19 protein-coding genes are annotated in these 20,111 nt (G+C 52.5%); 10 read left to right on the forward strand and 9 right to left on the reverse strand.

All coding sequences use genetic code 11. The annotated features are described in order from the left end of the window. Positions 1-365: 365 nt before the first annotated feature. The 3 genes from nudI to IEV89_RS04805 all read left to right on the forward strand — a co-directional run bounded on the left by nudI (position 366) and on the right by IEV89_RS04805 (position 1,734). Positions 366-791, forward strand: coding sequence for a nucleoside triphosphatase NudI (nudI, locus tag IEV89_RS04795; protein WP_188470938.1), 426 nt, complete (start codon positions 366-368; stop codon positions 789-791). A gap of 124 nt (positions 792-915) precedes the next feature. Then, a complete protein-coding gene (locus tag IEV89_RS04800; RefSeq protein ID WP_188470940.1) occupies positions 916-1,485 on the forward strand; it encodes an RES family NAD+ phosphorylase in 570 nt (189 codons plus the stop codon). Between the two features lie 90 nt (positions 1,486-1,575). Next, entirely contained in the window at positions 1,576-1,734 is a 159-nt protein-coding gene (locus tag IEV89_RS04805) for a hypothetical protein (protein WP_188470942.1), read from the forward strand. 69 nt (positions 1,735-1,803) lie between these two features. Here the strand turns inward: IEV89_RS04805 and IEV89_RS04810 are convergent, their stop codons facing one another. Further along, entirely contained in the window at positions 1,804-2,775 is a 972-nt protein-coding gene (locus IEV89_RS04810; RefSeq protein ID WP_188470944.1) for a chemotaxis protein, read from the reverse strand. 165 nt (positions 2,776-2,940) lie between these two features. After that, a complete protein-coding gene (gene opgB / locus IEV89_RS04815; protein WP_188470946.1) occupies positions 2,941-5,244 on the reverse strand; it encodes a phosphatidylglycerol--membrane-oligosaccharide glycerophosphotransferase in 2,304 nt (767 codons plus the stop codon). 395 nt (positions 5,245-5,639) lie between these two features. Between opgB and IEV89_RS04820 the strand changes: the two genes are divergently transcribed. Continuing rightward, on the forward strand, positions 5,640-5,858 hold the full coding sequence (locus tag IEV89_RS04820) for a YgdI/YgdR family lipoprotein (protein WP_229746374.1): 219 nt from the start codon (positions 5,640-5,642) through the stop codon (positions 5,856-5,858). A 26-nt stretch (positions 5,859-5,884) separates the two neighbouring features. Here IEV89_RS04820 and hemB read toward each other — a convergent pair whose 3' ends face one another. The 4 genes from hemB to IEV89_RS04840 form a co-directional block, all read right to left on the reverse strand. Next, positions 5,885-6,859: a porphobilinogen synthase gene (gene hemB, locus IEV89_RS04825; RefSeq protein WP_188470948.1), complete on the reverse strand. Its 975-nt coding sequence runs from the start codon at positions 6,857-6,859 to the stop codon at positions 5,885-5,887. A gap of 167 nt (positions 6,860-7,026) precedes the next feature. Further along, positions 7,027-8,868, reverse strand: coding sequence for an ABC transporter ATP-binding protein (locus tag IEV89_RS04830; protein WP_229746375.1), 1,842 nt, complete (start codon positions 8,866-8,868; stop codon positions 7,027-7,029). Positions 8,869-8,899: 31 nt separating this feature from the next. Then, entirely contained in the window at positions 8,900-10,333 is a 1,434-nt protein-coding gene (locus IEV89_RS04835) for a M81 family metallopeptidase (RefSeq protein WP_188470950.1), read from the reverse strand. A 7-nt stretch (positions 10,334-10,340) separates the two neighbouring features. Next, positions 10,341-11,486 (reverse strand): ROK family transcriptional regulator, encoded by a 1,146-nt coding sequence (locus tag IEV89_RS04840; protein WP_188470952.1) that lies wholly within the window; start codon positions 11,484-11,486, stop codon positions 10,341-10,343. A 235-nt stretch (positions 11,487-11,721) separates the two neighbouring features. Between IEV89_RS04840 and IEV89_RS04845 the strand changes: the two genes are divergently transcribed. Genes IEV89_RS04845 through IEV89_RS04860 form a run of 4 tightly spaced genes read left to right on the forward strand, consistent with a single transcriptional unit; the run spans position 11,722 to position 16,016 of the window. After that, positions 11,722-13,266 (forward strand): ABC transporter substrate-binding protein, encoded by a 1,545-nt coding sequence (locus IEV89_RS04845; protein ID WP_188470954.1) that lies wholly within the window; start codon positions 11,722-11,724, stop codon positions 13,264-13,266. Between the two features lies 1 nt (position 13,267). After that, positions 13,268-14,188, forward strand: coding sequence for an ABC transporter permease (locus IEV89_RS04850; protein ID WP_188470956.1), 921 nt, complete (start codon positions 13,268-13,270; stop codon positions 14,186-14,188). Further along, positions 14,188-15,054: an ABC transporter permease gene (locus IEV89_RS04855; protein ID WP_188470958.1), complete on the forward strand. Its 867-nt coding sequence runs from the start codon at positions 14,188-14,190 to the stop codon at positions 15,052-15,054. The genes IEV89_RS04850 and IEV89_RS04855 overlap by 1 nt, the downstream gene beginning before the upstream one ends. Next, the gene (locus IEV89_RS04860; RefSeq protein WP_188470961.1) at positions 15,051-16,016 is read left to right on the forward strand and encodes an ROK family protein; all 966 of its coding nucleotides are present in this window, start codon (positions 15,051-15,053) and stop codon (positions 16,014-16,016) included. The genes IEV89_RS04855 and IEV89_RS04860 overlap by 4 nt, the downstream gene beginning before the upstream one ends. Positions 16,017-16,121: 105 nt before the next feature. On the opposite strand, the gene IEV89_RS04865 is transcribed toward IEV89_RS04860, so the two are convergent. Continuing rightward, a complete protein-coding gene (locus IEV89_RS04865) occupies positions 16,122-16,322 on the reverse strand; it encodes a hypothetical protein (RefSeq protein ID WP_188470963.1) in 201 nt (66 codons plus the stop codon). A 214-nt stretch (positions 16,323-16,536) separates the two neighbouring features. Here IEV89_RS04865 and IEV89_RS04870 point away from each other — a divergent pair, with 214 nt between their 5' ends. After that, entirely contained in the window at positions 16,537-18,279 is a 1,743-nt protein-coding gene (locus IEV89_RS04870; RefSeq protein WP_188470965.1) for a potassium/proton antiporter, read from the forward strand. Between the two features lie 94 nt (positions 18,280-18,373). On the opposite strand, the gene osmE is transcribed toward IEV89_RS04870, so the two are convergent. Continuing rightward, positions 18,374-18,706, reverse strand: a complete 333-nt coding sequence (osmE, locus tag IEV89_RS04875) for an osmotically-inducible lipoprotein OsmE (protein ID WP_188470967.1) — start codon at positions 18,704-18,706, stop codon at positions 18,374-18,376. A 253-nt stretch (positions 18,707-18,959) separates the two neighbouring features. Here osmE and IEV89_RS04880 point away from each other — a divergent pair, with 253 nt between their 5' ends. Continuing rightward, a complete protein-coding gene (locus IEV89_RS04880) occupies positions 18,960-19,562 on the forward strand; it encodes a cupin domain-containing protein (RefSeq protein ID WP_188470969.1) in 603 nt (200 codons plus the stop codon). Between the two features lie 4 nt (positions 19,563-19,566). Here IEV89_RS04880 and IEV89_RS04885 read toward each other — a convergent pair whose 3' ends face one another. After that, positions 19,567-20,067, reverse strand: coding sequence for a GNAT family N-acetyltransferase (locus tag IEV89_RS04885; protein WP_188470971.1), 501 nt, complete (start codon positions 20,065-20,067; stop codon positions 19,567-19,569). Between the last annotated feature and the right edge of the window lie 44 nt (positions 20,068-20,111).

The following is a 20,111-nucleotide window of genomic DNA, read 5'->3' on the forward strand; positions in this document are numbered from 1 at the left end:
TTAACGAGGTCATGCTTTCACTCTACCGTCTGCAATGAATTTATTCTGGTGAAAGGGCCAGCCGAGACAGCAGAATCTGCGGTATCTGTCCGCTGAAAGAAATTTCGTTGCAAGCTGTTATAAAAATGAAAAGTGATGATCTCTACGTCTGACTCCATTGCCCTGTTTCTGCAAGAGAAAGGATAACCAGCGATTGTTGGAATGAATCCGAGCCGCGCTTGATAAGCACCTGGTTGTAAGTTTTATCGCTACAAGATGAGGAATCTGGTGATCTGATCCTGATTGAGGCCAAAAGTTCGATTTATTCAACAAAAGCCCCTTTTCTGCTAGGGTTATTCAGAAAGCAATGTGGTTAAGGAGATAAAATGCGCCAGAGAGTCATTGTGTGCCCTGTTATACAAAATGACGGTGAGTTTCTGCTTGGTAAAATGGCTTCCGATCGTGGGGTTTTCCCGGGACAGTGGGCTCTGCCTGGTGGCGGAATGGAACCCGGCGAAACGATGGAAACCGCGCTCAGGCGCGAAATCAGGGAAGAATTAGGAGAGGAACTGCTTATTACTGATGTTAAGCCGTGGGCTTTTCGTGATGATATCCGGACTAAAACGTATCCAGATGGTACCACCGAAGAAATTTACATGATTTATCTTATATTTGATTGTGTTAGTGCCAATCGGCATATTACGTTCAACGAAGAATTTCAGGAAATTATTTGGGTAACACCTGAAACGATGAAAAGTATGGATTTAAATGAGGCCACTCGGATCACTTTCACCCAAAAAGGACTCATTTAGCTGTTGATTTTTCGGGTTATGGATACTTTTTCACACGGGGAATCGTTCTTGAATTCAGCCCGATGTCATGAATTCGGTACAACGCTTTACTCTTTAAATATGCTTTTCTAAGCGGACTGTAAATATGCGACCTTTCCCTTTGAGCCATGAGTCAATCAACCAAAAAAATCAATATTTGAGAAAAGTCAGTGGCTATTTTTACAGAACCATACCGGCAGAAGGAATTGATCGTGTCCTGACTTCTCCTGCCCCCGAAAGTGCTGGACGATATCATAGGCCTGGGCAACCCATACTTTACATGAGCCCAATGAAGGAGTGGTCTATAAGAGCTGTGGCTGGCTATATGCGTACTGATGGTATCCGTCGCGTAGTGATTCCCCTTTACGTTGATGAAGCGTTTGTCGTCGATCAGACCGATGATCTGCTATGCAGTAAACTTGGAATAAGCAGAGAACGATCAAATCAGCCATGGATACCCGCTCTACAACAAAAGCAGGAACCTCCGTCATGGAAAAATTCTGACTTAGCGAGACTATATGGCGCTGATGGGATCATAGACTGCTCAAGATTAATTCCTGGCGGATGGCATCTGAACCTCTTTCGCTGGAATGAACCTGGCGCACCCACCATCACTGTATGCGGTGATCCCATAGAATTCAGACTATCAGATGACGGTGGAATGTGGGATCTATGAGGTCTCACACTCAGTTGACGGTTACTGTACGTTGTTTGGGCAGACGACTGCGAGCCGCTCTGGGAAGCTGACAGAAATGGAATCCGGGTGGTGTCGGCTTTTGTCGGCTATGCCGATGAGCATGGCTCCATCAAATTGAACGAAAAGCAGCGCAATTTTTACCGGGCAATATTTTCAGCCGCAGAGAAGAAGATAAGAGAAGAAGCTGCTGTTTTCCGCGCAGTATCGGGTTTTGGAAAGCGATACTGACAGGCTTAGGCTACTTGCTGACGCAGGAATATCGTTCTTTCTGGTCCGGCGTACCGGACCAGAAAAAGATTAGTAACGGCCTTTCTTGGCATCAAGCGCTTTATGAAGCGCCGCTTCGAGTTCGTTAATTTCAAACTTCGCCACATAACCGTCTGCGCCGACTTTACGCACGTGATCTTCGTTGGCGCTGCCGGATAAAGACGAGTGGATGATCACCGGAATGTTTTTCAGGAACTCATCGCGTTTAATATTCAGCGTCAGCGTAAAACCGTCCATTTCGGGCATTTCCAGATCGGTCAACACAAACGAAATTTTATCCGAAATAGGCTTGCCTTCTGCCTTGGCCTCTTCCGCCATTTTTTTGATTTTATTCCAGGCTTCAAGGCCGGTAACGTGCATGATGGCCGGGATTTCCATCGAATTCAGCCCTTGCTCAAGCATCAGGCGGGCAACTTTGGAGTCTTCTGCCACAATCGCAACCGTACCCGGTTTCAGATCAAATGCCTTGGTTTTCTCGCTGTCGATTTGGGTATTGCGTTCCGGCGGTACGATGTCATATAAGATTTGCTCAACGTCCAGTACCAGTGCCAGACGGTTGCTGGCGGGATCATTATCCAGACGCGCGATACTGGTGATATTGCGGCTCTTAACGCCGGATTCGGCGGCGAGTACCTGGCTCCATTCAAGGCGCACAATATCGTCAACCGATTCCACCGCGAACGCCTGAGTACTGCGCGCATATTCAGTGACCAGTAAAATGTTCAACCCGGTTTTGGGTACACAACCGACCACTGCAGGAAGATCAATAACCGGAATGATTTCACCGCGGATATTGGCCATCCCCATCATCGGTGATGTCATGCCTGCCGCTTTGGTCAGCGTTGGCATCGGCACGATTTCGCGCAACTTGAACACGTTGATTCCGTAGAGTTCAGATTGATCTTCGTCCGGAGAACTCCCCAGGCGGAACAGCAGCAGCTCAAACCGGTTTGATGAAGTGAGATTGGTTCTCTCATCGATGTCTTTCTGAAAATTATCCATACTTTCCCCAATGAGAAAACTGTGTGATGTGCGCTGACCTGCAGGTATTTTTCATTACTGATCTCTTTATCGGCCATCCATGAAAAATGCTTAGGCGTAATAGCAGAAAAACCCGCTGAATGTGACTTGAGCGGGTTTTTCCTGGTGGCAGATGTTTACCTCAGTCTATGACTCCGTATTTCTGTCCTCGACCGACAACGAAACCAGACCGATGCCCAACTTCCTTGGTTCGAACCCTCCACTGGTGCCTTCGGTTGGCTCGGTGGGTGATGGTGGTGTGATCACAATACTTTGTGCGTTGCCAGGATTGGAGAACGGCAAGGTCAGGGTTTGGTCTTTGTCCGTAAAGGTGACGAATTGCTCCTCATCGCCCACTTTCACAGAAATAGGTTGGCCAATATTATCGCCATAGGCGCGGGCACGTAACACCAGGTTGAAATTGGCGGGAAGTGGCTCGACATAATCAATTTTCACTGCCGGTGCCACATTGGCATCTGACCAACGCCCCCAGCTTTCAACACCGGACACACCGGTAATCGCTTTCACCTGCTGCGGCAAGCCGGGCAACATAAAGGCAATCGCTGGTGACTGATATTTTGTTTGTGCGTCATCAATATTCAGGGTCTTTATGGTCTCCTGATACACATCCTGACTTCCGGTCGACTCTTTGGTGAAATCGACGCTGCCTTTATATACCTCATCGCTGATCTGCGCGATAACCGGCTTAGAAGCCAAATTGCCTGACACGACACACAGCCCGGTGTTCAGCGCCAGTTCCGGTGCCCATATGCGGCCCATCTCATAACACTTATCCACCCAGACAAAATTGTCGCTGGCGGTCAGTGAGGCCAACTGCTTTTTCAGCGGTGTTGATAAATAGACGTCAAACATTGGCTCAATTTTATTCAACGTGACTTTAAGAATAAATGGCGCTTTGATCGTCATACCGGAGAAGGTAAAGGTATTCGCTTTACTGTCCACCACATAGTGGCTGATGCTGTTCGGGAAGCCCCACTGCCTGATCACTGCGGGTTTCCAGCCTTCAATTTTCTCGTCGATATTCATAAACTGCGTGGCCAGTGAGGTACCCGACAGGCCACTGCGTCCCAGACCAATAAAGTTATCACCGCCCATCAAATCCAATACGGTGGCACCGTTATCGATAGAACTGCGTTTGAGGTTGTTCAGCTCAGCCTGTGGGTTACGGCCATCCATCACGAAGAACAAATTTTTGCGATTTTTCTTGTTCAGAATGTCGTATGCGGTGTTGTTCATCGCCAAATGGTCCGAGCTCACCACAATAATGGTGTTGTCGTAGTATCCAGAGGCTTTGATTTTATCGATAAACGCGGCAATCAGCTGCTGACTGCACGACACAGCGCTCAGTGAACGGTTCTCTTTCTTGTTGTAGAAATACTCTTTTTTGCTACAGCCCCGCGAGATAAAACCGTCCGGATGGTGGGTATCTACCGTCAGGGTAAATAGCGAGAACGGTTGACCCGCCTCGCTCAGCGCGACAAATTTCTTGAAAACCTCATCCAATACGGTGTCGTCATACCATCCCCAGTCATTTTTATAAGCCGGATCGGCTACCGTGCTGCGCAGTTCGTTGTAACCATAGCGATAGTCAAAACCGTGCGATTTGAGGAAAGTCCCTTTCCCCGCAAACGCCAGCTCCGCACCCTGATAGAAATAGTTTTGGTAGCCCGCACCTTTGAGGACATCGCCGAGGCAGACATTTTTAGGATAGAACGTTGAAAGCGCACTGGATGCATTGCCATCAAACGGCGCAAACAGCGGAATACCGCATTGGGAGGAAACCATACCGGCGATGGTATAACCGGTGCCCGGCACCTGTCGCGTCGCGGTGAAATCGATGCTGGCATCTTTGTGACGCGCCAGTTCGGTTGTCAGTCCAGGGAAAGTTTGTTCGTCGAAATAGGTTCTCTCCAGACTTTCGCCATAGATATAGACCAGATTGGGTTTTTTACCTTTGACCGTTTTTTGCGGCGTTTTGTAATAAGTCTCAAAGTCTGCGGTATCGCCGCTGATTTGCGTTTTAACCAGCCGGGAAATATTCTGGAAAGCCTGAGTGGAACCCACAGAAAACACCGCCAGCACCACCGCCAGCACGCTGTAAACCCAGCTACTGTTATGGGCTCGGCGTTTTTTCAGGCACCAGATCAGCAGAGTCACGATCACTGCCAACGCCACTACCAGTCCGGAAAACGGCAGAATATACTTGCTCATGCCCGCCCCTTTCAGGCTGCTGGTCAGGGTGTAGAGCACCGCATCGGTAATACCATCACCGGTAAAATAGTTACTGCCAACCAGGACCAGATTAAGCACGACGTACAGGCTGAGGAAAAACAGCAACAGAGAAAACCATACGCGCCCAGCCGAGGCATGCCGTACATAAAGGAAAATCGATGATATGAAAAACAGAAATGAAACCAAATCTAAAACCATCTGCCGGGCCCTGCGAGATAAAAAGGTTAAATGATGCCTGCAATACGCAGGGGCCGTAAAAAAACGGGGATGCCTGTATAACGTAATAAAATCAACAGGGTCAATGACGCTTTACTGCCAGGACTCAAGAAAACGTCAGAAAGCCTCAAGCATTCAACATGATACCGGCTTTGCGCAATTTGTATTAAAAATTTAATCCAAGCTTAATTATGTCGCAACACTTGGTAACAGCAAGTTAAATTGTGCGCATGTGCATCAACTCACACTCTTTCAGATAATGCTCAACGGGGATAAATAGCGGGGAAGGCGTTCGATAATTTATTGTGATGGTTTACTCTCTCAAATACGTTACCTTATTGCACAGAGCACTAATGACATTAAAAAGGAAAACCCCATTGATTAATAAGATAGCTTTACTGCCCGTTGTCGTATTGATTCTGGGTTTAACCGGTTGTACCAGCAATTACACGGTGAACACCAAATCCGGCGACAGCTTTATCAGCCACGGTAAACCTGAACTCGACCAGAGTACAGGGATGACCAGTTACATCGATTTGAACGGCGATTATCATCTTATGAACACCAATGACATCGCCGGGATGACCAAGATTTAAAGGAATGGCTAAAATTTTGTAGCGGATCAGAGACCGTTTTCGGCAATATCCATCGCAAAATAAGTCAGGATAATATCGGCGCCTGCACGCTTAATCGCGCCGAGGCTTTCACGTACTACCGCACGTTCATCAATCGCTCCAGCCTGCGCAGCAAACTTGATCATCGCGTATTCACCGCTGACCTGATATGCCGCCAGTGGCAGGCGAGAGGCTTCGCGGATCTCACGGATCACATCCAAATAAGCACCAGCCGGTTTCACCATCAGCGCATCAGCGCCTTCTTGTTCATCCATCAGCGATTCACGTACCGCTTCGCGGCGGTTCATCGGGTTCATCTGATACTGTTTGCGGTTGCCTTTCAGCATGCTTCCCCCCGCTTCACGGAATGGCCCGTACAGCGAAGAGGCAAATTTAGTGGAGTAAGCCATGATTGAGGTGTCGATAAAACCCGCCGCGTCCAGCGCACTGCGGATTGCCTGCACCTGGCCGTCCTGCGCAGCAGACGGGGCGATGAAATCGGCACCCGCAGCAGCGGCATTTACCGCCTGTTTGCCGAGGTTTATCAGCGTGGCGTCGTTGTCTACCCCGTGATCGTGCAAGACACCGCAGTGGCCATGTGAGGTGTATTCGCAGAAACAGGTGTCGGACATGACGATCATTTCCGGCACGGTATCTTTGCAGATCCGCGTCATACGAGCCACCAGACCGTTTTCATCCCAGGTGTCGCTGCCGGTGGCATCCATGTGTTTGGAAATACCGAACGTCATCACTGAACGGATCCCGGCGCGGGCAAAGCGCTCAATCTCAAACGCCAGACGCGATTCAGGAATACGCATGACGCCAGGCATGGCTTCGATCGGTACGTATTCAGATGTCTCTTCTTCAACGAAAATCGGCAGAACCAGATCATTCACGCTGAATGCGGTTTCCTGAAAAAGAGTGCGCATTGAGTCGGACTGTCTCAGGCGGCGAAGGCGTGAGGCTGGGAACTGATTAGACATGAAAACTCCTAAGAAATTAGCCTGTTGCGTATAAAAACATTTCGCATGCCAGGGATGATGGCAAAAGGCGAGGTGATGATTTTATAACAACGCGTATAAAAATGATGAACTTTACGTGAGGACGTTAAGCACAGAGCCTGTTCCAAACGATAAGTAACATAGCCCGTTCATCCGATCTGCACAAAGTGTCCCTTTGACACTTCATTGTACTGCCTGACTGGCGGTACATAACGGCTATCACGTACCGGGCTTTTCAGCTCATCAATTTGCATATGACGTTTGAAGGCACGGCGCGCAGGATCAGGAACGGGCACGGCCGCGATAAGCTTGCGAGTATAGGCGTGTTGCGGATTATCAAAAATCGCGGCGCGCGGGCCGATTTCAACGATTTCGCCGAGGTACATCACCGCCACGCGATGGCTGACCCGTTCGACCACCGCCATGTCGTGCGAGATAAACAGGTACGACAGGTTCATGCTCTCCTGCAGATCGAGCAGTAAATTGACGACCTGCGCTTTGACCGACACATCCAGCGCCGACACCGACTCATCAGCGATAATCACTTTGGGATCGAGGGTTAAGGCGCGGGCGATGCAGATCCGCTGACGCTGGCCACCGGAAAACTCATGCGGGAAACGGCGCATCATATCCGGCGTCAGCCCGACTCTCTGCAGTAACGCAGCGGCTTTCTCTTTGGCATCAGCGCGGTTATGCAATTTATGTTGCAACATCGGCTCAATCAGAGCGTCTCCGATACGCATTCGCGGATTCAGACTGGCGAACGGGTCCTGAAAAATCATTTGGATACGCTGACGCATTGGCAAAATGTCGCGCGGGTTGATGTTCATCACGTCGAAGCCGTCGAAGTCGATCGCGCCGCTGTGTGGCGTCATCAGCCGCGTGACGGCGCGACCCGTGGTGGATTTACCACAGCCGGACTCCCCCACCAGCGACAAGGTTTCCCCCTGAAGCAGATCAAAACTGATGCTCTCGACCGCATGGACTGCGCCGACCTGGCGGCTGAATAAGCCGCCATACACCGGAAAACGTGCGCTAAGATTTTTCACCGACAGCACCGGCGCCAGGCGGGTATTCGGCGTATTGGCCACTTCCCGTGGCTGGCTGACTGCACCGGTTTGCAGATCGATCTGCGGGAAACGGAGCGGCCAGTCACGCCCCTGCATCGAACCCAGTTTTGGCACTGCAGCCAGCAACGCACGAGTGTACGGGTGTTTCGGGCGATGGAACAATTCAGCAGTTTCACCACTTTCGACACACTCACCGCGATACATCACCAGCGTGCGGTCAGCGATTTCGGCCACCACACCCATATCATGAGTGATAAACAGCACCGCCATGCCCTCCTCTTCCTGCAAGGTCTTAATCAGATCAAGGATTTGTCCCTGAATGGTGACATCCAGTGCCGTGGTGGGTTCGTCAGCAATCAGCAGTTTGGGTTTCAGCGCCAGTGCCATGGCGATCATCACCCGCTGGCGCATGCCGCCAGAAAACTGGTGCGGGTATTCGTCAAAGCGCGCGCTGGCATTGGGAATGCGCACTTTCTCCAGCAGTTTCAGCGTTTCAGCACGAGCAGCCTTTGAGGACATCCCGCGATGACGCTTTAGGCTTTCGGCAATCTGCCTGCCGATGCTGAACGTCGGGTTCAGTGAGGTCATCGGCTCCTGAAAAATCATCGCCATTTCGTTACCGCGAATATCGCGCATCGCCTTGTCAGACAAGCCAAGTAAACTGCGCTGATTGAGACTGACCGCACCTTCAATCTTACTCGAGCTGGCTTTGAGCAGCCGCATTACCGAAAGCGACGTGACACTTTTGCCGGAGCCAGACTCGCCGACAATCGCCAGCGTCTCTCCTGGGTAAACCTCAAAAGAAAGGTCCCGGACTACCGGTAGCCAGTCGTCTTCACCACGAAATGATGTCGTGAGATTTTTCACTTCCAGTACCGGCAGGCGCGGCGTGGCGGCAGGTTCTGTCAAGATAGTGGTCATGATGTCTCTCCGGCAAATTCTGGGTCAATGATTAGCGGCTACGGGCAGACAGCACCGGTTGCGGCGTATAGCTGAAGTTTTTATCAAACGGGAAGGTGTCGCGCACTTTGCGGTTACGCGGCAAACGTTCGACAAACTGATCCACCACACCGTTAGAAAGCGCCATCAGATTCGGGCTGGCAATGGGGGCCAGTTCCGGCGAGAGATAGCCGGACTTCACCACCACGATATTGGCTGAGTGCGGGTCCAGCCCCAGCGCGGTGAAATCGCTGATGTGGTGATAAGGGCGGCGACGCGCCGAAACGACCACGTCGATTGCGCCAATGCGCAACACCGCTTGCCGATCGGCCGGTCGTGTTGCATCGAGCAGCCGTACCACTTCATATTCCCCTTTCACCTGCGGGCTGGAGTGATCCAGCGAGCCGCCCAACACCAATGTCAATGTTGAACCCACACCGACGTTAAACGCCGCTTCAGTGGCCGGTAGATCCGTGATACCGGCAACAATCACGCCTTCGGCGTATTGCGCGATAAGTTCCGCCAACACGTCAGCGCGGTCGCCCACGCCGCCGCCGGTCGGGTTATCCCCCGAATCGGCCAGCACCACAGGACGGGTTTCGCTGCCGATGGCTTTGGATACGCAAGCTTTTATGGTGTCAGTTTCGCAGCCAAACACGAAATCTTCACGCGCATCCCAGTAGGCCTGTGCCAGCGTTTTCGCTTCCCGCTCAAGTACCCTCTGATCGGTTCCGGTCATAATCACCGCTGCCGTGGCGCGAGGTTCATCCGCCCAGACATACCCCACCATCAACGAGCTGTCCCACACGCCGTCAATGTCATCCATCGCCGGTAAACGGGCGTAAAGGCTTTTGGCCGGTTCATCTTCAGTACTGGTGCGCTCGCCCGGCAATACCACCGGGACCGGGACCCATAACAGCGTTGGTTTCACACCGGTTTGCAGCGTTTTTATCAGCATGGCCACCGAGCGGCGCATGGTCTCTTCAGTATCAATGTGTGGCGCGGTGCGGTAAGTCGAGAACATGTCGATGGCATCGATGATTTTCTGCGACACATTACCATGCAGGTCATAACTGACGCTGATGGGACAATCTGGCCCGACAACATCGCGGGCAGCAGTGATCCAATCCCCTTCGGCGTCTTCCATTCCTTCGACATACATCGCACCGTGCATCGGCAGGTAGAGGCCATCGAAAGGTTTTTGTGCTTCAAGACCGGCGACCAATTCGCTTTTGAATTTCTCATAGGTCGCGCGGGAGACCGGTCCACCCGCGATGGCGCGTGCATGAAGGGTCGGTAAAAAGGTCGCCGGATAATCCTGTAAGAACCTGAAATAGGGTGCGGCCAGCAGTTCGGCGTCACGCGTTACACGGAAGTCTTTCTCTTCGTTAAGCACCGGGTTGTAGGTGCTGCATTCAATATGGATACCGCCGACGGCTATACGCATGATGTGGTTACCTTACTGTAGAATCAGGGCCTGCCAGAAAACGATGCGCAGAGATGCTCGCCGCAGCGCGCGCCCACGTATCGTCGTTAAGTGAAAATGTCCGCACCGGCGTCATGCCGGCGACGCCGGGCAAGACATTGGCGTCAATGGATTGTTGTACTACCGTGCCGAATAGTCCGTTAAAAGCGCCTTCCTGATGCGCGATCAGGATCATTTCAGGATCGTTAATCTGAATCAGATGCGATACCGCCAGCCCCAGCGCCGTTCCGGCGTGGTGCAGAATGCGCACCGCCTGATTATTTCCCTGCAACGCCAGTTGCTCCAGTTCTGCCATCGAACTGGCATTCAGTTTTTCTGCTTTGGCCGCCTGCATCACGGCATTGACCGAAGCAATAGTGTCGAGGCAACCGCGTTTTCCGCAGCGGCACGGTGCGCCGTTGAGTTCGATGGTACTGTGGGCGATCTCTCCGGCACCGCCGTGTGCGCCCCGGTATAAATGGCCGGCAATAAAGTGTGCGCTGCCGATGCCTGCCCCGTGGCTGACCAAGCTAAAACTACTGAGTTCACGAGCGTGACCAAAGCGTTTTTCACTGACAGCCAGTGCTTTGGCGTCGTTCTCAATCGCGACGTCTACGCCCGTTGCCTCACTGACCAGTGACGCCAGCGGAATGTCGCGCCAGCCGAGCAGCGCCGATTGCACGCAGGTCGACTGATGCTCGTCAATAAATCCAGAAAGAGTGACACCGAGTCCAAGCAGCTTTTCAGCCGCACCGGTATGGGGTTCGAGCAGCCCAGGCAGTGCCACTGCAATATCTTCAGCTAATTTTTGCGGCACGTTGCTGAGCGGGAACGTCACCCGCGAAAGAATGTCACCGTGAAGATTGATCAGTACCATGTGCGCCGGATCTTGCAGCAGTGACACTCCGGCAAAGTAAGCCCCTTCGGGGTGCACCATCAGTCGCACCGAAGGCCTGCCTTGTCCGGCACTCGATACGGTTTCGGCTTCGAACAAAAAACCTGCGTCGATCATCTCCCGAACAACGCCACTGACGGCGGCTTTACTCATCCCGGAAAACTGTACCAGGTCAGTTCGGCTCATACCGTCTGACCCTGCAATCGCACCTAAAATCTGTCGCTGTAAGGGAGTTAACATCGTCGTTTCCGGCTCTCAATTTTTACTCAGTTGCATTGACATTAAACATTAAAAATGGATATATCAATGCCTATTAGTTCATAACTTGAACCAAAAAGGCTTATATAAGTTTTTAGTATGAACTAATTACACCGTCCACGGGCCACACTATTTTCAGTCATTTAAAAAGGGAATTGTGACGGTTTCTGAGCAGTTTTTTCTCACTCACACTTTTGGCACTGACAGAGGAAATACCATGAACAGTTTCAGTAAAATCAGCTACCGGGGACGGTTAACGCTTCTCAGTACGGCGTTGCTTGCTGCGCTCTCGTCGCCGATTTACGCGGCGACCCTAACCGTGATGCAAAACGAAGCGCCGCGCAGTATGGACCCAGGTAACCAGACGGCCACCTTTACCGGTACGGTGCTTGACCCGATGTATGAAGGTCTGCTGCGCATGTCATCAGATCTGAAGCCGGAGGCGGCGCTGGCCACCTCCTGGAGCAGCGATGAAAGCGGCCTAAAGTGGACCTTCAAACTGCGCCACGGGGTGACTTTCCATGACGGCACACCCTTTAATGCCGATGCTGTAGTGGCAAACTTTGCCCGCCACCTCGATGCCAAACGCGGTCTGGCCGCCAGTGGTCGCCTGCGCACCTTCCTCGACAGCGTGACCAAAGTCGATGATTCCACCGTGCTGTTCACGCTGAAAAAACCTTATCCTGCGTTCCTCAATTTACTGACCACGGGCGCGGCGCTCATGGTCAGTCCAACGGCGGATAAAGCGGGCCAGCTCGACAGCAAAGCGGTCGGCACCGGACCCTACGAAATGGTGCAGTATAAAACCGGTGAGTTCGTACTGGAGCAGAAATATCCAGGCTATTGGGGCAATAAGGCCTCTGGACCGGATGACATAAAGTGGACCTGGAGTGCAGAACCGTCCGTCATGAACATGGCCTTACAGGCCGGTGAAGCTGACGTGATTAACCCGGTACCACCCCAGTTTGCCAAACTATTGAAAAACAATCCTAAGTTCCAACTACACGAAAGCCCGGGCTCCGCTGTATTTTGGGTGGCGCTGAATACCGATCTCAAACCACTGAATGACGTGCGAGTGCGTCAGGCGCTGAACTTCGCAACCGATCGGGTGGGTCTGGTGCGCGCCATCATGTCCGGCTTCGCCATTCCGGCTAACTCGCCGCTGGCACCGGTGACGGCCGGTTATGACAAAAAACTCGACCCGTATCCACTCAATCTGGAAAAAGCGAAAGCACTGTTGAAAGAAGCTGGCGTCGGTGACGGCTTTACGATGTCGATCGCCGTTCAGGGTCAGGACGCACGCATCGGCCAGGTTCTGCAAAGCATGTGGGCAAAAATCGGCGTGAAGCTGGATGTGCGCCAGATGGAGAGCGGCGTGTGGGCCAAAGCGGCCTTCGCTGATCAGGCAGGTAAACAGGCCGATAAAACCGGCGCGGTACTCGCGTCGTGGTCATCCGGTGTCAATGGTGCCGACCTGCAACTGCGACCGCTCTATTACAGTAAAAGCTTTGCGCCAGGCGGTGCCAATTTGGGCTTCTTCAGTGATCCGAAACTGGATGAGATGTTAGACAAAGCGGCATCAACACAGGATGAAAATGCCCGCAACGCCATTTACGTCGAGGCACAGAAAGAGATCAACCAGCAGGCCCCGCAAGTGCTGCTCTATTACCAGAATGACTTGTACGCCACCGGGACCGATGTGTCCGGCGTGACCATGATTCCCGGCGGACAAATTGTCGTAAAAGACGCACATAAGGGTTGAGATGAAAGCTTATCTGGCAAAAAAACTCATCGCCTTTCCGGTCATTCTGATCGGCGTGTCGATGCTGATTTTTGGGTCGATCCGCGCGCTGCCGGGCGATCCGGCGCGCCTGATGGCCGGGCCGGAAGCGACACAGGAAGCGGTGGACAATATGCGCATGCGCCTCGGGCTAGACCAGCCGCTGGTGACGCAGTACGTGCATTTTGCCACCGACGTTCTGCACGGTAATCTGGGGTTGTCGTTGCAATCACAACAACCGGTCACTCAGGAGATCGGCGAGCGTCTGCCTTACACCGTGATGCTGGCGGTATTGGCCTATTTTCTGGCCATCGCCATTGGCGTTCCCGCCGGGATGATTGGCGCGGTGTACCGCAATCGCTGGCCGGATTATGCCGTGATGCTGCTGGCCATTGCCGGTGCGTCCATCGCTAATTTCTGGCTGGGGCTGATGGCGATGAACTATTTCTCGGTGTCGCTTGGCTGGCTGCCGCTGCTGGGGGCGACATCGTGGAAGAGTTATATTCTGCCGTCGGTCACGCTGGCGGTTTTGCCAATGGCGGTGATGGCACGAATGACCCGGTCTAGCATGCTCGACGTGCTGTCGGAAGATTACATCCGTACCGCACGTGCCAAAGGGTTGTCAGCAATGACAGTCTATTGCAGCCACGCGTTTCGTAACGCGTTGATCCCGATTGTCACCATCGTAGCCCTTAATTTTGGCAGCCTGATTGGCGGCGCAGTCGTCACCGAGTCGGTATTCAACTGGCCCGGAATTGGTCGTCTGCTGGTCGATTCAGTACGTTACCGTGATTATCCGATGATTCAGGGAGTAGCACTGGTTGCGGTGTGCGCCGTGGTGGTGATGAACCTGCTCGGCGAGCTGTTGATTGCCTTCCTGAATCCTAAAATAAGGTTCGACTGATGTCAGCAATGATCACCCAGTTACCGCAGCGCAAACCGCGCGCCCTGCGCTTTTTCCGCTGGTTGTGGCGGCATCCTGCCATTACTCTCGGCGGGTTGATTGTCGGGGGAATTGTTTTGGTGGGCATCTTTGCGCCACTTATCACGCGTCATGACCCCTATGCGCAGGATTTGATCGACACCTTGCTGCCGCCGTCTGCCGACCACCTGTTTGGTACCGACGATTATGGCCGGGATATTTTTGCCCGCGTGATTTATGGCGCGCGGGTTTCCATTGTCGAAGTGGTGTTGAGCGTTGGGCTGGCGATGATTGTCGGCATTCCGCTCGGCGTGATGGCTGGCATGGCCGGACGCTATGTCGACATGATGATCATGTGGTTCATGGATATGCTGTTCGCCTTTCCTGGCATCGTTCTGGCTATTCTGGTGGTAAGTATTCTCGGTGGCGGACTGATTAATTTGCTGATTGCCATTTCACTGTTCGCCATCCCGGTTTACGCCCGTTTGAGCCGTAACCTGACGCTGGGGCTGAAACAGATGGAATATGTTGAGGCGGCGCAGTCCCTGGGGCTATCGCGCTACCGAATCATCGTGCATTACATTCTGCGTAACGCGGTCGGTCCTCTTATCGTGCAATCAACCCTGACTGCTGGCACGGTGATCCTCGCCGCCGCCAGCCTCTCCTTTCTCGGTTTAGGCGTGCAGCCCCCCATGTCGGAATGGGGTACCATGATGAGCGATGGCCGAAACTTCCTCGGTATCAATATTTACCTTTCGCTGTTCCCCGGTCTGGCGATTATGCTGACCGTGCTCGGATTCAACGTTCTGGGCGATGGACTGCGCGACTTACTGGACACCCGATCATGAGCAGTGAAGCTATTACCGCCGCGCCCGCAGGTGCGGCGGTTTTTTGTGCCGATATCGGCGGCTCTTTTATTAAGTTTGGCGTCTCACACCGCGCGGGAGAGGTGAAAGAGTTTGGCAAGGTGCCGACGCCGACCGCATCATGGCAAGAGTTCGTGGCTACGTTCCAAAGATTAATGACGCAATTTGGTGCTGATTTCCCCGCTGAGACACCGCTGGCGCTCTCCACCGCAGGACTGGTTTCACCCCAAACGGGCGAACTGCTGGCCACCAATATTCCAGCCTTTACCGGGCGTGCCTTAGCAGCGGACTTGAGCCTGGAATTACAGCGCCCGGTCACCGCAGCCAACGATGCAGATTGCTTTGTCCTGGCCGAAGCCTATGCGGGATACGCGCAAAACCAACCGGTGGTCGCCGGGATTATTCTCGGTACCGGTGTCGGCGGTGGTTTAGTGGTCAACGGCCAACTGGTGCGCGGCCACGGTGGCGTCACTGGCGAATGGGGTCACGGCGCGATCACCCGCACTGAACTCACGCTGGACGAACGTATTTTCCTCATCCCTCGCCTGGCCTGCGGCTGTGGCCAGGTCGGTTGTCTGGATACCCTTGGCGGTGCCCGTGGCATGGAACGGTTGCATCAGTATTTGCATCAACAGACCTGCACCAGCCAGCAAGTTGTCGAAGCCTGGCAACAGGGTCAGGCCGCGTCAACCCTCACCGTTAATGCCTGGCTGCAACTGGTGGCTGAGCCGCTGGCGCTGCTGGTGAATATCCTTGGTCCTTCAAAGATCGTCGTCGGTGGTGGCCTGGCGAATGCCACGGCGCTCATTACCGCCCTGGATATGCAGGTAAGGACGGGGACGCTACACCATTATGCTGAACAGCTGGTGATAACCGGAAAGTTTGCCGGGAACGGTGGGATGATTGGGGCATCAGTGCTGGGCCGTTTGAACCCGCGTCCTTGACGTGCCAGGTCCGAAAATCTGAGGCACAGACTTTAGATTGGCGACCATCGCTGGACGTGAAGAGATAAAACCGCGCTGGACACCCGCAGCGCGGACTCAAACGTTTTAACCGTTATCCTTACCTGCTTTGGGGAACTCGCTTTTTGTCGGGACTTCAGGCAGGTCATCCAGATCCGGTTGGAGACCTTCTGAGATGTAATCTTTGGCGGCTTTGGCCTGCTCATGTCCGCTGCTGTCCCGCACCAGAACATGCTTGATTGTGCCATCTTTCAGTACTTCACGATGAATTCCAATAAATTCGCTCATAAGTTCCTCTTTCTATTATCAATACGACGCCGGATGCGATATACCGACAGTGAACTGTTCATGTTTAAGCGTAGTCTTATTCGTGCAGAAGCTGGATAGAAAAATTCTGAATATTCCTTCACCGGCCATAAGCTTTTCCTGATAAATTAGTCGACGAGTCAGGAGCACGCTGATTTCTACAGGACTTATCAACGCACCAACAGGAGAAAGCATTTTGGACGCGAGCACTATCAACACACTTTTTTTTATTGGCGCCCTGTTGGTAGCAGCAAGCATTCTGCTCAGTTCGCTCTCTTCACGACTCGGGATCCCCATTTTAGTCATTTTTCTCGCCATCGGTATGCTGGCGGGCGTTGATGGCATTGGCGGTATCGCGTTTGATAATTATCCTGCCGCTTATTTAATTAGTAATCTGGCACTGGCCGTGATTTTGCTCGATGGCGGTATGCGTACCCGCGCCTCCTCTTTTCGTGTGGCACTCTGGCCCGCCCTTTCACTGGCCACCGTCGGGGTTTTAATTACTGCCGGGTTAACTGGCCTGGCAGCCGCCTGGCTGTTTAATGTCGACTTGATTCAGGGTCTGCTGATTGGCGCGATCATCGGTTCAACCGATGCAGCCGCAGTGTTCTCTCTGATTGGCGGTAAAGGTCTGAATGAGCGTGTCAGCGCCACTCTGGAGATTGAATCCGGCAGCAATGACCCGATGGCAGTGTTCCTCACCATCACGCTGATCGATATGATCGCCAAAGGTCAGCACGGTTTGAGCTGGATGTTCCTGCTGGATGTCCTTCAGCAATTCGGGCTGGGGATTCTGTTCGGACTGGGTGGCGGCTGGTTACTGCATAAGATGATCAACAAGATTTCCCTGGCTACCGGCTTGTACCCGTTACTGGCTTTCAGCGGTGGCCTGATGGTCTATGCGCTGACCACGGCGATGGACGGCAGCGGTATTCTGGCGGTTTACCTGTGTGGCCTGGTGCTCGGCAATATGCCTATACGCAACCGTCACGGCATTATGCAGACCTTCGACGGTCTGGCGTGGCTGAGCCAGATCGGCATGTTCCTGGTGCTTGGCCTGCTGCTGACACCCAGTAATCTGTTACCCATTGCGGCTGGCGCACTGGCGCTTTCCGTTTGGATGATCTTCTTCGCCCGTCCGCTTTCTGTGTTCGTCGGTCTATTACCATTCAGAAACTTTACCCTCCGCGAACGCTTCTTTATTTCTTGGGTCGGACTGCGCGGTGCGGTACCGGTCATTTTGGCCGTATTCCCTATGATGGCAGGGATCCCGCAGGCGAATCTCTACTTCAACGTCGCCTTCTTTGTCGTGTTGGTGTCATTGCTGTTACAGGGCACTTCTCTGAGTTATGCCGCCAAAAAAGCCAAGGTGATTGTACCCCCGATGCCCACGCCAATGTCGCGCATAGGGCTGGATATTGATGTCTATAACAACTGGGAACAGTTTATTTATCAGTTGGGATCGGAGAAATGGTGCGTCGGCGCTGCCTTGCGAGATTTGAAAATGCCGCAGGAAACGCGCATTGCCGCGCTGTTTCGCGGCACCGAAATGTTGCACCCAAGCGGGAGTACGCGTCTGAAAGAGGGCGATATTCTGTGCGTTATCGGGCAGGAGAAAGACTTGCCAGAACTGGGGAAACTGTTCAGCGACAGTAACGCCGTGGTACTCGACGACCGCTTCTTTGGTGACTTCATTTTACAGGCTAATGCGCCGCTGGAGGCCATTTCGCAACTTTATGGCCTTAATATTGAGGACTCCGTCGATAAGTCGCAGTCACTTGGCAATTTCGTTATTAAGCTGCTGGGCGGCGAACCGGTGATCGGTGACCATATAGAATGGGATGGTCTGACATGGACGATCGCAGAAATGGAGGGCAAATTGGTCAGTAAAGTCGGCGTGAGAATTGTTACGCAGAAAGCCGGGGCTGTCGGTAAATAGAAACGCAAAAAAAAACGCCAGTCGGAGTTTACCTTCTGGCGTTTTTTTGATGTCAGACTTTATCTTTAGACAGCGTCGACGTTACATCAAACCGTTACTGACCAGCTTGAGGGTTTTTGTCGTAGTCAGAACAAGACTGGTAGTCTTTATTCATGACATGACCCGTGTCGTTGAAACTAACAAAGTAAGTTTGTACTTTACCATCACGCGGGGCAACCGCATAAGTCTGGCAGGTCCCTTTAGCATGTACCAACGACGCTTCTGTAGACGGTGGTCCTGCAATCGCACGTACCTGAGCTCTGGTCATGCCGACTTTTACATCACTGACTACCGGCTCTTCGACGTAACTTGCGGCACGATCATATGCCTGACACCCAGCAAGGACTAAAACCGCTGTTGCGACAACACCCAACATTTTCTTATTCATGACTTCTTTCTCCTGAAGTGCTTATGTGTCATTAAGAGTAGAAGAGATAAGGATTTTTTCCAGTCCATATGATTTTTATTTATTGATTTCACCATATATTCGGTTTTTTCCGATAACTCACTTTCCCTCTCCTGTACGGCGACAATTTTCTGCAAATTTAATGTTAACCCACCATTTTTGTTCTATACCTGAAGGTTGTAATCCATTGAGTTTAGGGCGCTTCATTCAAATTTTCGGTCAAGGAGCCGTGTTCATGCCTTTAGATCGACGCCAGTTTTTTAGGCTACTCGGTGTGGCTGCCCTGCTGCCGTTTTCCCTATCGCTGCAAGCCCAACCCAGAGAGGTGCCGGTGGAAATTCTGCATATCGATAAACCCGACGCGGGCGTACCGAATAACCGTCTGCCTTTATTGATCTATCATCGAGTGATTCCGCCGCAAGTGGCGAATAACGCAGAGTATTTGGAACAGCTGTTTAAATCCAATGGCTGGCCGCCACAGTGGCGTTATCAGGCCTACCCCTTTACGCATTTTCACGCTAATACGCATGAGGTTGTGGGCGTCTTTTCAGGATCAGCGCGGCTGCAACTGGGAGGAGAGCATGGGAAAGTGGTGGAAGTTAACGTGGGTGACGTGCTGCTCATCCCGGCGGGCGTCGGGCATAAACAACTTTCAGCTGACCAAGATTTCATGTTGGTTGGGGCTTACCCACCGAATATTGCTGCCGATCTTTGCCATGATGAGCCAAAGAAAATGGCAGGACGGATGAAGCTAATTACCGCAGTGCCACTCCCCCAGACCGATCCGGTGACCGGCCATTCCGAAGGCAGCATGCTTTACTGGCACGGTAAAAACTGAGTTTTCAGCGTAGCGGGCGCTGCATGACTGTCACCTGCTCGTTATCCACTTCGCGGGTTTCGACTTCCTGCCAGCCGAGGCCCGCATACAAACCTTGTTGATCGGGCGTATACAGCCATAGGGTTTCGACCCCGGCTGCACGGGCGCGCTCAATACTGGCTTTGATCAATGCTGAACCAATGCCCCTGCCCCGTAAATGATGAAGCGTAAAAACTTCGCCCAGCCAGTATTTTCGCTCTGCCACGTCATCGAGTTCATAGCGCATAACGCCAGCCGTGCCGACGACTTCGTCATTTTCGTCGAATGCGACTAATACAAACTGACGGCCTTTGCTGCTCAGGCGCTGCTCAAGCCTCTGATAAATATATTCTTTCTGTGCCCAATGAGGAAAGGCAGACCATTCGCGATGTAGGTATTCCGTGATCACATCAAGACATTGTGGGACATCTACAAGGTTGGCGATTTTCACGGCACAGGCACTGGATGGAGAAGAAGTCTCAGTCATAGGAAAACCGTTTTAAGTTATAGGGGGAACTAATTTGTCGATTC

It is taken from the genome of Hafnia psychrotolerans, from assembly GCF_014639435.1.
In the GTDB taxonomy this organism is placed as follows: domain Bacteria; phylum Pseudomonadota; class Gammaproteobacteria; order Enterobacterales; family Enterobacteriaceae; genus Ewingella; species Ewingella psychrotolerans.